The sequence below is a fragment of the Methylobacterium tarhaniae genome (assembly GCF_001043955.1).
GTDB lineage: Bacteria > Pseudomonadota > Alphaproteobacteria > Rhizobiales > Beijerinckiaceae > Methylobacterium > Methylobacterium tarhaniae.
In genome coordinates this window covers 14,637-27,563 of record NZ_LABZ01000148.1, presented here as the reverse complement: position 1 = coordinate 27,563, position 12,927 = coordinate 14,637, and the positions used below count along the sequence as shown (strand labels likewise).

The 12,927-nt window shown below is 72.0% G+C and carries 16 protein-coding genes; 11 read left to right on the top strand and 5 right to left on the bottom strand.

Going from position 1 to position 12,927, the window contains the following annotated elements; translation table 11 throughout:
* Positions 1-661, top strand: a 661-nt coding sequence (gene hisN, locus VQ03_RS20700; RefSeq protein ID WP_048452788.1) for a histidinol-phosphatase, incomplete at its 5' end; no start/stop codon positions are given.
* Between the two features lie 72 nt (positions 662-733).
* Here the strand turns inward: hisN and VQ03_RS20695 are convergent.
* On the bottom strand, positions 734-1,723 hold the full coding sequence (locus VQ03_RS20695; RefSeq protein WP_048452787.1) for an alpha/beta fold hydrolase: 990 nt from the start codon (positions 1,721-1,723) through the stop codon (positions 734-736).
* Positions 1,724-1,980: 257 nt separating this feature from the next.
* Between VQ03_RS20695 and VQ03_RS20690 the strand changes: the two genes are divergently transcribed.
* Positions 1,981-2,445, top strand: coding sequence for an Hsp20 family protein (locus tag VQ03_RS20690; protein WP_048452786.1), 465 nt, complete (start codon positions 1,981-1,983; stop codon positions 2,443-2,445).
* A 59-nt stretch (positions 2,446-2,504) separates the two neighbouring features.
* Here VQ03_RS20690 and VQ03_RS20685 read toward each other — a convergent pair whose 3' ends face one another.
* Both VQ03_RS20685 and VQ03_RS20680 read right to left on the bottom strand, forming a co-directional pair.
* Positions 2,505-2,807, bottom strand: a complete 303-nt coding sequence (locus VQ03_RS20685; RefSeq protein WP_048452797.1) for a carboxymuconolactone decarboxylase family protein — start codon at positions 2,805-2,807, stop codon at positions 2,505-2,507.
* Between the two features lie 149 nt (positions 2,808-2,956).
* Positions 2,957-3,436, bottom strand: a complete 480-nt coding sequence (locus VQ03_RS20680) for a sigma factor-like helix-turn-helix DNA-binding protein (RefSeq protein ID WP_048452785.1) — start codon at positions 3,434-3,436, stop codon at positions 2,957-2,959.
* A gap of 239 nt (positions 3,437-3,675) precedes the next feature.
* Here VQ03_RS20680 and VQ03_RS20675 point away from each other — a divergent pair, with 239 nt between their 5' ends.
* The 3 genes from VQ03_RS20675 (at position 3,676) to hemC (ending at position 5,197) form a co-directional block, all read left to right on the top strand.
* Positions 3,676-3,975: an antibiotic biosynthesis monooxygenase family protein gene (locus tag VQ03_RS20675; RefSeq protein ID WP_048452784.1), complete on the top strand. Its 300-nt coding sequence runs from the start codon at positions 3,676-3,678 to the stop codon at positions 3,973-3,975.
* 51 nt (positions 3,976-4,026) lie between these two features.
* Positions 4,027-4,191 carry a hypothetical protein gene (locus tag VQ03_RS33865; RefSeq protein ID WP_167376113.1) on the top strand — a complete coding sequence of 55 codons (165 nt, stop codon included), beginning with the start codon at positions 4,027-4,029 and terminating at the stop codon, positions 4,189-4,191.
* A 70-nt stretch (positions 4,192-4,261) separates the two neighbouring features.
* Complete coding sequence (gene hemC, locus VQ03_RS20670; protein ID WP_048452783.1) at positions 4,262-5,197, top strand: hydroxymethylbilane synthase; 936 nt, start codon at positions 4,262-4,264, stop codon at positions 5,195-5,197.
* Between the two features lie 324 nt (positions 5,198-5,521).
* Here the strand turns inward: hemC and pncB are convergent, their stop codons facing one another.
* Entirely contained in the window at positions 5,522-6,814 is a 1,293-nt protein-coding gene (gene pncB / locus VQ03_RS20665) for a nicotinate phosphoribosyltransferase (protein WP_048452782.1), read from the bottom strand.
* 167 nt (positions 6,815-6,981) lie between these two features.
* On the bottom strand, positions 6,982-7,491 hold the full coding sequence (locus tag VQ03_RS20660; RefSeq protein WP_048452781.1) for a pyridoxamine 5'-phosphate oxidase family protein: 510 nt from the start codon (positions 7,489-7,491) through the stop codon (positions 6,982-6,984).
* Between the two features lie 198 nt (positions 7,492-7,689).
* Between VQ03_RS20660 and VQ03_RS20655 the strand changes: the two genes are divergently transcribed.
* The 6 genes from VQ03_RS20655 to mobA all read left to right on the top strand — a co-directional run bounded on the left by VQ03_RS20655 (position 7,690) and on the right by mobA (position 12,786).
* On the top strand, positions 7,690-7,899 hold the full coding sequence (locus VQ03_RS20655) for a TOBE domain-containing protein (protein WP_048452780.1): 210 nt from the start codon (positions 7,690-7,692) through the stop codon (positions 7,897-7,899).
* A gap of 10 nt (positions 7,900-7,909) precedes the next feature.
* Positions 7,910-8,932, top strand: a complete 1,023-nt coding sequence (locus tag VQ03_RS20650; RefSeq protein ID WP_053078680.1) for an iron ABC transporter substrate-binding protein — start codon at positions 7,910-7,912, stop codon at positions 8,930-8,932.
* Between the two features lie 29 nt (positions 8,933-8,961).
* Positions 8,962-9,966, top strand: coding sequence for a FecCD family ABC transporter permease (locus tag VQ03_RS20645; protein WP_048452795.1), 1,005 nt, complete (start codon positions 8,962-8,964; stop codon positions 9,964-9,966).
* Positions 9,966-10,736, top strand: coding sequence for an ABC transporter ATP-binding protein (locus VQ03_RS20640; RefSeq protein WP_048452794.1), 771 nt, complete (start codon positions 9,966-9,968; stop codon positions 10,734-10,736). The genes VQ03_RS20645 and VQ03_RS20640 overlap by 1 nt, the downstream gene beginning before the upstream one ends.
* A gap of 257 nt (positions 10,737-10,993) precedes the next feature.
* On the top strand, positions 10,994-12,151 hold the full coding sequence (locus tag VQ03_RS20635; protein WP_048452779.1) for an Mrp/NBP35 family ATP-binding protein: 1,158 nt from the start codon (positions 10,994-10,996) through the stop codon (positions 12,149-12,151).
* On the top strand, positions 12,148-12,786 hold the full coding sequence (mobA, locus tag VQ03_RS20630; RefSeq protein ID WP_048452778.1) for a molybdenum cofactor guanylyltransferase MobA: 639 nt from the start codon (positions 12,148-12,150) through the stop codon (positions 12,784-12,786). Before VQ03_RS20635 ends, mobA begins: the two co-directional genes overlap by 4 nt.
* The last annotated feature ends 141 nt before the right edge of the window (positions 12,787-12,927 follow it).

Here is a 12,927-nt window from a genome sequence, read left to right as displayed (position 1 = left end):
CACCGAGGCCGACCGGGCCGGGGAGGCGGTGATGCGCCAGCTCATCAAGCGCAGCTTCCCCGACCATGGCATCCTCGGCGAGGAATTCGGCTCGGAGCGCGAGGATGCGGAATACGTCTGGGTGCTCGACCCGATCGACGGCACCCGCGGCTTCATCGCCGGCCTGCCGATCTGGGGGACCCTGATCGGGCTGACGCGCGGCGGCGTGCCCTGCTACGGCCTGATGAACCAGCCCTTCACCGGCGAGCGCTTCTTCGGCGACGGCGAGGCCGCCCACTACCAGGGCCCGCATGGCAGCCGCCGCCTGCGCACCCGACGCAAGGCGGACCTGTCGGACGCCATCCTGCACACCACCGATCCGCGCCTGTTCGGCGAGGGCACGCCGGACCGGCAGGCCTACGAGCGGGTGGAGAAGACGGTGCGCCTCGCCCGCTACGGCGCGGATTGCTACGCTTACGCCATGCTCGCCGCCGGCCATATCGACCTCGTGGTCGAGGCCGATCTGAAGCCCTACGACATCGTGGCGATGATCCCGGTGATCGAGGGCGCCGGCGGCGTCGTGACCACCTGGGAGGGGAAATCCGCCGCCAAGGGCGGGCGGATCGTGGCGGCCGGCGACAAGCGGCTGCACGAGGCGGCCCTGGCGCTGCTGAACGGGTAGGGCGTCACCCCGGCCCGTTCGCCGGCCCCCGCATCCCGGCGCCCTCGATGACGGCGTCCTGGCGGGGGAGCCTCACGCCACCTCGGCCTCAGGCTCCCCTTGCGCCTGCACCGGCGTCGCCGTCCCCGGCACGAAGGCGTCGAACGCCGCCCAGAACTGCTCGCGGATCGCGTCGCGCTCCATCAGGATCTCGTGGCGGGCGCCGCGCAGGGTAATGGTGTGGCCGGCGGCGAGCCGCGCCGCGAAGCGCTCCACCGCCGGGGTGCTGCAGACCGGGTCGGCGCCGGCGGCCACCACCAGCACCGGCACGCGGATGCCGAGGGGGTAGCGCGGGTCCTCGAAGCGGCGCATCGCCCGGAAGGCGGCGGCGAGCCAGCCGATGGTCGGATCGCCGATGGCGCCGGCCCCGACCGCGAGGGCCGCGGCAGCGTTGCGGGCGTAGCGCACCGGATCGGCGGTGAGCCGGTTGTTCGGGAACGGCTTGGTGGCGATCGAGACCGCGGAGCCCCCCGGCACGTAGCGCCGGCCGAAGCCGAGCGCACGCAGGAAGGCCGCGAGCCGCATCGCGGCCTTGGGCCGGCGGATCATGCAGATCGCCACCATCGGGGCGAGCACGACGAGGCGGCCGAAGGGCAGCCAGCCCTCCCGTGCGGCGGTGAGGCAGATGGCGCCGCCCATCGAATGCGCGAGGCCGAAGAAGGGCCGCGGCATCCGCGCCTCCATCACCTGCGTCTCCACCGCCGCGAGGTCGAGCTTGTACTCCGAGAAGTCGTCGACATGGCCCTTGTGCGGGTCCTCGACGGTGCGGTCGGAGCCGCCCTGCCCGCGCCAGTCGAAGGCGACGACGTGGAAGCCGCGGCCGCGCAGCTCCGTCACCGTCTCGAAGTACTTCTCGATGAACTCCGCCCGGCCCTGCACCAGGCAGACCGTGCCCTGCACGACCCGCGCCGTCGGCGCCCAGGTGGCGACCCGCAAGGAGAGGCCGTCGGCGGTCCTGACCGTCAGGAGGGTGGCGCCCGGCGGGATCGGATTGTCGGGCGTGGCGAGCAGCGGCACGGTCACGAGATAATCCCCGAAGCTGTCATCCGCCGCATCCTGGCACGGCAGACCCTAATAAGTGGGGCGCGATTCCGGCCTGTCCGGTCCCCGCGCCGGCCTGCCAAAAAAATTCGCGCGACCCCGCTTGCGGCGGCCTTGACCAGTTGAGAGCCCACTCCAATATGCGAGGGGCGCCGGCCGATACGGCGGCGCGCAAGACCGGGACCGGCCCCAGCGGCGGCTCCACAAGACTACATATTGCTTCAGACGGAGAATATGTCATGCGTCAGTTCGATCTCGCCCCCCTGTACCGTTCGACCGTCGGCTTCGACCGCCTGTTTTCCGCTCTCGACCAGTTCGTGACCTCGGATGCGGCGCCGACCTACCCGCCCTACAACATCGAGCGCACGGCCGAGAACGCCTACCGCATCACCCTCGCGGTGGCCGGCTTCACGGATCAGGATCTGTCGATCGAGACCCGTGAGAACGCGCTGACGGTGAAGGGCGAGCGCAAGGCCGAGGCCAAGCAGTCCGAGTTCCTGCACCAGGGTATCGCGGCCCGCGGCTTCGAGCGGCGCTTCCAGCTCGCCGACCACGTCCAGGTGACCGGTGCGGTGCTGGAGAACGGCCTGCTCCACGTCGATCTCGTCCGCGAGATCCCGGAGGCCAAGAAGCCCCGCCAGATCCAGATCGCCTCGGGCTCCCGCCCGCAGTCGATCGAGGGCAGCGTCCAGAAGGCCGCGTAAGCGTCCATCGCCTTCAAGGGAGCGCCCCGGCCGCGAGGCCGGGGCGCTTCGTTTTACCGTCAGGGCAGGAGATGCGTGCCGTGGGTGAGCGCCGCGCCGGCGCGCAGGGCCACCGCCACGAAGACGGTCTCGGCCAGTTCCTGCTCGGTCGCGCCGGCCTTCTTCGCCGCCTCGCGGTGCACCTCGAGGCAATAGGGGCATTGCGTGGTGAGGGCGACGGCGAGCGCCATCAGCTCCTTGTACTTGCGCGGGATCGCGCCGTCCGCCAGGGCCGCCTTGTCGAGGGCCTCGAAGGCCCCCATCGCCTCGGGGGCGAGACCTTTCAGGGCGGGCAGCTTCTTCAGGTTGGCGGCGTCGTACATCGCGTGATCGGACATGGCGTGATCCTCCCGGTTCGGCCGGTGTCGTGACCGGCCGCCCGTCGGTCGGGGCGGCTCGGCACCTCGACAGTTAGAGGATCACGGGCCGCCGCCCAATGCGGCGTTGGGCCCGCCCCTTCGCGTGACGGCGGTCAGAGGTCGCCGAAGGCGAGCTGCGCCGTGGCCGGGCTCTTCTGCGAGCGGCCGGCCTTGTCCTTCGCCGCGCCGGCCTTGGCGCTCTTGGCCCCGCCCCTGGCCCCGCTCTTGGCGGCAGCCTTGCGCGGCCGCTTCGGCTCGGCGCCCTGGATGCGCGCCTTGCCCTTGTCGCGGGCCACGGCCTCCGGGGCGGTCTGGTCGCCCGAGAGCCACTTGCCGCGCTTGATCACCTCGTTCACCCGGCCCTGGTTGACGCCGAGCTTGAAGGCGATCTCCTGCTGGGTCATCTCCGTCGAGCCGTGCAGCTCGAGGATCTGGCGGGCGAGTTCCGGGGTCATCTTCTTGCCGACGATGCGGCGGCCGGGCTTGACCACCCGGTTGGCGCGGTCGCGCTCGCGCAGGCGCTCGAGAATCGCCAGCGCCATCTGCATGCCGTTCTCGCGCAGGGCTTCCTCGAATTCCTTCAGCGTCGCCATGAGGACCGAACTCCGCTGTCACGTTCCGGCAGGGAAACGGCGCCGGTCGGGGCTGGTTGCCACCGTGCACAGGTCATCCACGGTTTGTGCGCGTCCTGTTCCGGGTTGGCAACCGCCTGCCGGAGGCCATCCACCGCTCTCATGCTCCGCTCTCCGTCCACCGCTCTCCCGCATGGACAAGGCCGGCCGCTTCGCGCATGGCTTGAAGCTCTGACGGGAGGCGAAGGGGGAAGGATCCGATGGTTCTGGAGATCGCGCAGATCGAGGTGAAGGCCGGGCACGAGAGCGCCTTCGAGGCCGGGGTCGCCCAGGCCGCGGAGCTGTTCCGCCGTGCCAAGGGCTGCCGCAGCATGGAGCTGCAGCGCTCGGTCGAGGTCCCGACCCGCTACCGGCTGATGGTGCAGTGGGAGACCCTGGAGAACCACACGGTCGACTTCCGCGAATCGGCGGATTTCCCGGCCTGGCGCGCCCTGGTCTCCGAGCATTTCGCCGCCCCGCCTCAGGTCGAGCACACGGTGCTGGCCGTCCAGGGATTCTGAAACCCGGCCAGGCATCGGCCGTTGCCCTCGGGATCCACAGCGGAGACGGGCATGGCCGACGATCGACAGCCGAAGCAGGGCGAGGGGCTCGCCAATGACAGCCTCGGGGCGAGCCGCCGCCCGGCGGGCACCACCGGGAAGCCCGCCGCCACGAAGCCCGCCAGCGGCACGCCGCAGGGTGAGCGCCCCGCCGACGAGCAGGTGCCGCGGACGTAGCCGCGACGTGACACGGGGCGCCCGACCCGCTACTCGCGAGTCAAGGCTCCTCGATCTCACGGCACCCGACATGCCTCGACGTCCCCTGCGCATCGGCACCCGCGGCAGCCCGATGGCCCTCGCCCAGACCGGGATGGTGCGCGACCGCATCGCGGCGGCCCATCCCGACCTCGCCGAGCCCGGCGCCATGGAGCTCGTCGTCGTCACCACGGTGGCCGACAAGGTGCTCGACCGGCCGCTCTCCGAGATCGGCGGCAAGGGCCTGTTCACCAAGGAGCTGGAGCAGGCGCTCCTCGCCGACGAGGTCGACATCGCCGTCCACTCGATGAAGGACGTCGAGACCTGGCTGCCGGACGGCCTCGTCATCGCCTGCATCCTGGAGCGGGACGACCCGCGCGACGCCTTCCTGTCGCCGCGGGCGGCGAGCCTCGCCACGCTGGCGCCGGGCAGCCGGGTCGGCACCTCGTCCCTGCGCCGGGCAGCCCAGGTGCTGATGCGCCGGCCCGACCTGACGATCGTGCCCCTGCGCGGCAACGCCAATACCCGGATGAAGCGCCTCGAGGAGGGCGCCTGCGACGCCACCTTGCTGGCCATCGCGGGGTTGGAGCGCCTCGGCCTCGCCGACCGCGCGCAGGAGATCCTGCCGGTGAGCGAGATGCTGCCGGCGGTGGCGCAGGGCGCTCTCGGCATCGAGTGCCGGGCCGGCGACGCCGAGGTGATCGCGCGCCTCCAGGCCGTCGCCTGCCCCACGACCACGATCGCGGTGAGCGCCGAGCGGGCGCTGCTCGAAGAGCTCGACGGCTCCTGCCGCACCCCGATCGCGGCGCTCGCCCAGATCGACGGGGACCGGCTCACCCTCGACGGGCTCCTGTTCCTGCCCGACGGCAGCGCCCATTGGGCCACCCACCGCACCGGCCTGGCCGCCGACGCCCTGGCGATCGGGCGCGAGGCGGGCGCCGAGCTGAAGGCGAAGGCGGGGGAGACCTACCGGGCGAAGCTGCAATAGCGGGCGGCCTCACCGGCCGACCGGGCCGGGCTCGGCCTGCCGCGCGCAGGCCCGTCGGGGTTCGGCAGCACCAGGGAACCTGCGGCGACGAGGCCGCCCCTCCGCTCGACCGCGCTGGAGGCCGCATCGACCTTCCGGATCGATCGTCGAGGTCCGCCGAGCCACGACAACCTCGGCGTGAGGACGCCTGGGGCACTCACGCCGTTCGGCAGTACTCCTGCCCGAGGCAGTCTTGCGTTGGCAGGCCGACGCTTCGTCCGCTCAGGTGTTTGTTGTATCGCAGAGTCTCGTCGCGGAACCGGCAGCCACTTTCGCGAAATCGGCTTAGACCAGGACCGGCACCGCCCGTTGCGCGCCGACGCCGAAGACCCGCTTGTAGCGCTCCACCTCCTCCTCGGGGCCGAGCGCCTTGGTGGGGTTGTCGGAGAGCTTCACGGTCGGGTGGCCGTTGGCGGAGATCACCTTGCAGACGATCGAGATCGGGTCAAGGCGGCCATCCGGCGCCAGGCCGCGGAAATCGTTGGTGAGCAGCGTGCCCCAGCCGTAGCCGATGCGCAGGCGGCCGTGGAAGTGGCGGTGGATCCGCTCGATCACCTCGACGTCGAGCCCGTCGGAGAAGATCGCCAGCTTCTCCCGCGGGTTGCGGCCGTGCTTGGTCCACCACCGGATGGCCTCTTCGCCACCCTCGATCGGGTCCTTCGAATCGATGCGGATGCCGGTCCAGTCGGCCATCCAGGCGGGCCCGCGCTCCAGGAAGCCGGTGGTGCCGTAGGTGTCGGGCAGGATCACCAGCAGGTTGCCGGCATAGTCCCGCTGCCAGTCGGCGAGCACCAGGTAGGGCGCGCGGGCCAATTCCTCCTCGCTCTCGGCGAGCGCCGAATAGACCATCGGCAGTTCGTGCGCATTGGTGCCCACCGCCTCGATGTCGTGGCGCAGCGCGATCAGGCAGTTCGAGGTGCCGAGGAAGCCGTTGCCCAGCCCCTCGATCATCGCCTCGACGCACCAATCCTGCCACAGGAAGCCGTGGCGGCGACGGGTGCCGAAATCAGCGATGGAGAGGCCCGGCAGGGTCTTGAGCCGCTCGATCTTCTCCCAGATCCGGGTCATGGCCCGGGCATAGAGCACCTGGAGCTCGAACTTGCCCATCCCCTTGAGCACGCCGCGCGAGCGCAGCTCGTTGAGGATGGCGAGTGCGGGCACCTCCCACATCGTGGTCTCGATCCACGGGCCGTGGAAGGTGAGCACGTACTGGCCGTCCTGCTTCTCCAGCAGGTAGTCGGGGAAGCGGAAGTTCTCGAGCCAGTCCATGAAGTCCGGCGAGAACATCTGGCGGCGGCCGTAGAAGGTGTTGCCGCGCAGCCAGGTGGATTCACCACGGGTGAGCCGGAGCGACCGGCAATGGTCGAGCTGCTCGCGCAGCTCGCCGGGGTCGATCAGGTCGGCGAGACGCACCCGGCTGGTGCGGTTCTGGATGCCGAAGGTGACCGAGACGTTCCGGTGGCGCCGGAAGATCGTCTGGGCCATCAGGAGCTTGTAGAAATCCGTGTCGAGCACGGAGCGGATGATCGGATCGATCTTCCAGGTGTGGTTGTAGACCCTGGTCGCGAGATCGAGCATCGCCCGTGCCTGCCTGACTCGGGCCGCCTCCTGCGAGCGGCCGGAACGCCGCCCCTCGAGCGGGGCGGCCAAGAGCGCGAAGCCGGCACGGTTCGGGCCGCCGAGTCAAGCACCCAGGTCGAGGCAAGCGCTCGATCCGAGCGCCGGCCCGGTCCTGTGCGCAACCCTCAGCGGGCGCCGAGGTCCACCGCCTTCTTCTCGGTCTTCGGCGACTCGCCCGTCACCGCCGCCTTCACGTAGCCGTAGAGGTGCAGCATCGTGGCGTTCGGGCTGTCCCAATACTCGCCCTTCTCGGGGTGGACGCGGATCAGCGCGATCGACGGGTCGTCCTTGCCGCCGGGGAACCAGGTCTTCAGGCTCTCGCTCCACTTGGCGTCGATCTGCGCCTTGTCGCGCACGATCTCGGCCTTGCCCGACACCGAGACGTAGTTCTGGTTCGACGGGTCGGAATAGGCGAGGTTGACCTGGTTGTCGCGGCCGATCTCGTTCGTCACCGGCGCATCGTGCTTGACGAAGAACCACAGGTCGCCGTTCTCGTCCGCGTCCTGGTTCCACATCGGGCGGCTGCGCAGCTGCCCATCGGAATCGGCCGTTGTCATCATCGCGACCTTCACGTCCTTGATCATCGCGAAGAGCTTCTGTGCGCCCTCATGGTCGCGGTGGCTGCCCTGGTGCATCCGTCGATCTCCCTCGAAACGTCGTCGCGAGCGGGCGGGCCCGCTCGAAGCTGCACGTCAACGGACGATGCCCGCTTTGGTTTCGGCGCCGGAGCGGCAAACGTGGCCGTGAATTCCGGCCCACGCGGCTCGCCGGGACGGGACGATGCGCCTATCTGTGGCCGGGGCGGCGCAGGCGCCGCGGGACGGAGCCCTTCGATGAAGATCAGCGCGCGCAACCAGCTCGACGGCAAGGTCGTCGAGGTGAAGAAGGGCGCCACCACCGCCCATATCCGGGTCGAGCTCGCCGGCGGGCAGGTCGTCACCGCGGCGATCACCAACGAATCCGCCGACGAGCTGGGCCTGGCTCCCGGCAAGACCGTGAAGGCGGTGATCAAGTCCAGCGACGTGATGATCGCGACGGATTGATTCGTTTCCGATGCAGCCCGACCGGCGCTCCCTGCTCCTCGGCTCGGCGGCCTTCGCGCTGGCAGGGCCGGCGCGTGCCGCCGAGCCTTCGCGGGACGATGCCGGCCGGGCGCTCGATTTCCTGAAGCATCCCGTCGCCCGGGTGTTTCCCGCGGGCCCCCCGGCGGCGATCCTGCTCTACACCCTGGCGCCGGACCTGCTGCTCGGCTGGCCGCGGGCGATCCGGCCGGCGGAGAAGCCTTATCTCCTGCCCCAGGCCGCCGACCTGCCGGAGGTCGGGCGGCTCACCGGGCGCGGCAACACCGCCAACCTCGAAGCGGTGCTCACGCTCAAGCCCGACCTGATCCTCGATGTCGGCTCCACCGCCGAGACCTACCGCTCGCTGGCCGACCGGGTGCAGGGACAGACCGGCATCCCCTACGCCCTCCTCGACGGACGCCTCGCCTCCGCCCCCGCCACCTATCGCAGCCTCGGGCGCCTGATCGGGCGCGACGCCGAGCCTCCGGCAGTCCTCGCCGAGGGCATCCTGGCGACGATGCGCGAGCGCGTCTCGACGGTGCCGGAGGAGAAGCGCCCCCGGGTCTACCTCGCCCGCGGGCCCCGCGGCCTCGAGACGGCGCGGGCGGGCTCGATCAACGTCGAGGCGCTGACGCTGATGGGCGCCGTCGACGTCGCGGGTCCGGGTGGTGGCCTGGCGCAGGTCTCGCCGGAGGACGTGGTGGCCTGGGCGCCCGAGGTGATCGTCGCCCTCGATCCCGCCTTCGCGGCCGCCGCGCGGCAGGACCCGCTCTGGCGGGCGACGCCGGCCCTGCGGGCGAACCGTCTGCATGTGAGCCCGTCGCTCCCATTCGGCTGGGTCGATTTCCCGCCCTCGGTCAACCGCCTGATCGGCCTGTGGTGGCTCGGAAAGATCCTCTATCCGTCACTCTTCCCCAAGGACATCCGGGGCATTGCCCGCGACCTCTATCGCCGGCTCTACCACGTGACGCCGGACGATCCCGCCCTCGACCGCGTGCTGGCGGGAGCCCTGTGAGCGGCATCGCGCTTCGCGGCGCCCGGGCCATGCGGCTCGGCGGGCCGTGGCTGGCGCTGCTCGCCCTGGTGCTCGCCGCCGCCCTCGCCTTCGGGGTCGGGCGCTACCCGGTCTCCCTCCTCGACGTCGCCCGGGTGCTCCTCGGTCGCCTCACCGGCCACGCGCCGGACGTGGCGCCGGCGGTCGAGGCGGTGGTGCTGCAGATCCGCGGGCCGCGCATCGCCGCCGCGATCCTGATCGGCGCCGCCCTGTCGGTCGCCGGCACCGCCTTCCAGGGTCTCTTCCGCAATCCCCTCGTCTCCCCCGACATCCTCGGCGCCTCCTCGGGGGCGGCCCTCGGCGCGGTCCTCGGCATCTGGCTCTCGCTGGGGGTGCTGGCGATCGAGGGGCTGGCCTTCGCGGGCGGGCTCGTGGCGGTCGGCTGCGTCTACGGGCTCGGCGCCGCCCTGTCGGGGCGCGATCCGGTCCTGGTACTGGTGCTGGCGGGCGTCGTCATCGGCTCGCTCCTCGGGGCCGGGGTCGGTCTGATCAAGTACTTGGCCGACCCCTACAACCAGCTCCCGGCGATGACCTTCTGGCTCCTGGGCAGCCTGTCGGGCACGCACCCCTCCGATCTGCTGCCGCTCGCAGGTCCCGTGGTCCTCGGCACCGGGCTTCTGCTTCTCTTGCGCTGGCGCCTCGACGTGCTGTCCCTGCCCGACGAGGAGGCGCGCTCGCTCGGCCTCGCCACCGGTCCCTTGCGGATCGCGGTGGTGGCGGCCGCCACCCTGGTCACGGCAGCGAGCGTGGCGGCGGCGGGCATCGTCGGCTGGGTCGGGCTGGTGGTGCCGCATCTCGCCCGCTTCCTCGTCGGCCCCGGCTTCGGCCGGCTGATCCCGACCGCGGCCCTGCTCGGCGCCGGCACGCTCCTCACCATCGACACGCTCGCCCGCACCGTGGCGCCCGTCGAGGTGCCGCTCGGCATCCTCACCGCTTTCGTGGGCACGCCGGTCTTCCTGTGGCTGCTCGCCCGGGCGGAGCGCGACTGGTCGTGATCCTGCTCGACGCGTACGACCTCGCCTTCGGCTATCCCGGCAGGGAGATCGGACGCGGGCTGTCGGTGCAGCTCGCCGCCGGCGAGGCCCTGGCGCTCCTCGGGCCGAATGGCGGCGGCAAGACCACTTTGCTCAAGACCCTGCTCGGCCTGCTGCCGGCGCGCGCCGGCACGATCCGGGTCGAGGGCCGGCCGCTCGCAGACCTCACCGCCCGGGAGCGGGCGCGGGCGATGGCCTACGTGCCGCAGGCGGCTGCCAGCGCCTTCGCGTTCACGGCGCGCGCCGTGGTGCTGATGGGGCGGACCAGCCGCACCGGCCTGCTCTCCGCCCCGTCCCGGGCCGACCACGCGGCGGCGGACGCGGCGCTCGCCCGGATGGGCATCGCCCACCTCGCCGAACGGCCGGTGACGCGGCTCTCGGGCGGCGAGCGGCAATTGGTGCTGGTCGCCCGGGCGCTGGCGCAGGAGCCCCGGATCGTGGTCCTCGACGAGCCGACCGCCAGCCTCGATTTCGGCAACCAGGGCCGGGTGATGGCCGAGATCCTGCGCCTGCGCGCCGACGGCCTCGGCCTGCTCTTCACGACCCACGATCCCAACCAGGCCGCCCGCCATGCCGACCGGGCCCTGCTCCTGCGCGGCGGCTCGGCCCTCGCCGCCGGCCCGGTGGCGGAGGTGCTGGATGCCGCCAGCTTGAGCCGACTCTACGGCGCGCCGGTCGAGGCGGTGCGGGATCCAGAGAGCGGCGCGCAAGCCTTCCTGCCCGGGGGCTGAGCGTCTGTTCGACGCGAGCGACAGAGGCTCATTCCGCCCCCGATCTCATCCTTCGGTCGCACCTCAGGATGAGGCCGGGGGTGGGGTGGCGAGGAAGCCGTGCGGCGGCTGCCGCCCATCAGCCAGCCTCTGGGCCATTCGTGAGGCCTGCACCCCACGCCGCCCCCCACCGATGGCCGTCCCTGCCGCGCTGGCGTTTCCCGGCGCAGGGGTTACATGACCGGGAGCGGACGAGAAGCGGACAGGAGCGAGGCGACGTGGCGATCACCCGGGACGACGTGCTGAAGGCGCTCGCGGGCGTGACGGTCGATGCGGCGGGGACCAGCCTGCCGGCCTCGGGCCGCCTGTCGGAGATCGTCATCGATCCCTCCGGCCGGGTGGTGTTCTCGATCGGCATCGCGCCGCCGGAGGCCAAGGCCTTCGAGGCGGTGCGGCAGGCGGCCGAGATCGCGGTGCTCAAGCTGCCCGGCGTCAAGGCGGCACTCGCCAGCCTCACCGCCGAGCGCGGGCCGAGTGCCGGACCCGGTGCGGGCCCTGCGCCCCGCCCCGCCGCTCCCGGCGGTGCACCCCAGGGTGGCGCTCAGGGTGGCCCCCGTCCCGGCCCGGCCCTGCCGGGGGTGCGCCACATCGTGGCGGTGGCCTCGGGCAAGGGCGGCGTCGGCAAGTCGACCACCGCCTGCAACCTCGCCCTGGCGCTCCGGGCGCAAGGCCTGAAGGTCGGCCTGCTCGATGCCGACATCTACGGCCCCTCGGTCCCGAAGCTCTTCGGCCTCGATCGCAAGCCGGAGACGATCAACACGCCGCAAGGGCAGCGCATCGTGCCGCTCAACGGCTACGGCCTCGCGGTGATGTCGATCGGCTTCCTGATCTCCGCCGATACGGCGATGATCTGGCGCGGCCCGATGGTGCAATCGGCCCTGACCCAGCTCCTGCGCGAGGTCGCCTGGGGCGAGCTCGACGTCTTGATCGTCGACATGCCGCCCGGCACCGGCGACGCGCAGCTGACGCTGGCCCAGGCCACGCCGCTCGCCGGGGCGGTGATCGTCTCGACGCCGCAGGACCTGGCGCTCATCGACGCGCGGCGCGCCGTGACGATGTTCCGCCGGGTCGAGGTGCCGATCCTCGGCGTGGTCGAGAACATGGCGACCTTCGTCTGCCCGCATTGCGGCGGCACCTCGCACATCTTCGGCCATGGCGGCGCCCGCCACGAGGCCGAGACGCTGGGCGTGCCCTTCCTCGGCGAGGTGCCGCTCAACATGACGATCCGCGAATCCTCGGATGCCGGCCGGCCCGTCGTGGCGGTGGATCCCGACGGGCCGCAGGCCGCCGCCTACCGGGCGATCGCAGCCGGCCTCTGGACGACGCTCAGCGGCGGCGCCGGCCCGCGCCCGGCCCCGCGGATCGTGATCGAGTGAGCACGCCCCCGACCCTCGGGGTGATCCTGGCCGGCGGGCTCTCCCGCCGGATGGGCGGCGGCGACAAGCCGCTGCTCCGGCTCGGCGACCGGACCCTGCTCGAGCGCGTGGCCGAGCGGTTGCGCCCGCAATGCGCGGCCGGGCTGATCCTCAACGCCAACGGGGATCCGGCGCGGTTTCGCGCCTTCACGGGCTTCGTGGTGGCGGATTCCCTGCCCGATGCGCCCGGCCCGCTCGCCGGCGTGCTCGCCGCCCTGGATTTCTGCGCCGCGCACCATCCGGACGTGGCTTACGTCGCGAGCGTGGCCGGAGACACGCCGTTCCTGCCGCACGACCTGGTCGCCCGGCTGCACGCGGCGCGGGCCCGCGACGGCGTCGAGATGGCGGTGGCGGCCTCGGGCGGGCAGCTGCATTTCGTGAACGGGGTCTGGGCGGTGTCCTTGCGTCACGACCTGCGGGCCGCCCTGGTGGAGCGGGGCTTGCGGCGGGTCGGCATGTGGATCGCCCGGCACAATGCGGCGGAAGCCGCGTGGGAGGCGGAGCCGCTGGATCCGTTCCTGAACCTCAACACGCCGGAGGATTTTTTCGCGGCGGAGCGGCTGGTGGCGGACGAGAGCCGTTCCGCGATCCAGTGAGGCTCGGACTTGAACCCTCCCCCCTCTGCGGGGGAGGGTGCCCGGCGGAGCCGGGCGGGAGAGGGGAACCACGTTTCCGGATAGGTCGCGACCGCAGTGACGGGCGCCGACCCAGCATCGTCGCGCTGCCCCTCTCGGCGG

What these genes read in the sequence shown, in the direction of transcription:
- VQ03_RS20690 (WP_048452786.1), top strand. Translation starts at nt 1,981, where the DNA reads ATGCGTCAGTTCGATCTCGCCCCCCTGTACCGTTCGACCGTCGGCTTC.
- VQ03_RS20685 (WP_048452797.1), bottom strand. Translation starts at nt 2,807, where the DNA reads ATGTACGACGCCGCCAACCTGAAGAAGCTGCCCGCCCTGAAAGGTCTC.
- VQ03_RS20680 (WP_048452785.1), bottom strand. Translation starts at nt 3,436, where the DNA reads ATGGCGACGCTGAAGGAATTCGAGGAAGCCCTGCGCGAGAACGGCATG.
- VQ03_RS20675 (WP_048452784.1), top strand. Translation starts at nt 3,676, where the DNA reads ATGGTTCTGGAGATCGCGCAGATCGAGGTGAAGGCCGGGCACGAGAGC.
- VQ03_RS33865 (WP_167376113.1), top strand. Translation starts at nt 4,027, where the DNA reads ATGGCCGACGATCGACAGCCGAAGCAGGGCGAGGGGCTCGCCAATGAC.
- hemC (WP_048452783.1), top strand. Translation starts at nt 4,262, where the DNA reads ATGCCTCGACGTCCCCTGCGCATCGGCACCCGCGGCAGCCCGATGGCC.
- pncB (WP_048452782.1), bottom strand. Translation starts at nt 6,814, where the DNA reads ATGCTCGATCTCGCGACCAGGGTCTACAACCACACCTGGAAGATCGAT.
- VQ03_RS20660 (WP_048452781.1), bottom strand. Translation starts at nt 7,491, where the DNA reads ATGCACCAGGGCAGCCACCGCGACCATGAGGGCGCACAGAAGCTCTTC.
- VQ03_RS20655 (WP_048452780.1), top strand. Translation starts at nt 7,690, where the DNA reads ATGAAGATCAGCGCGCGCAACCAGCTCGACGGCAAGGTCGTCGAGGTG.
- VQ03_RS20650 (WP_053078680.1), top strand. Translation starts at nt 7,910, where the DNA reads ATGCAGCCCGACCGGCGCTCCCTGCTCCTCGGCTCGGCGGCCTTCGCG.
- VQ03_RS20645 (WP_048452795.1), top strand. Translation starts at nt 8,962, where the DNA reads ATGCGGCTCGGCGGGCCGTGGCTGGCGCTGCTCGCCCTGGTGCTCGCC.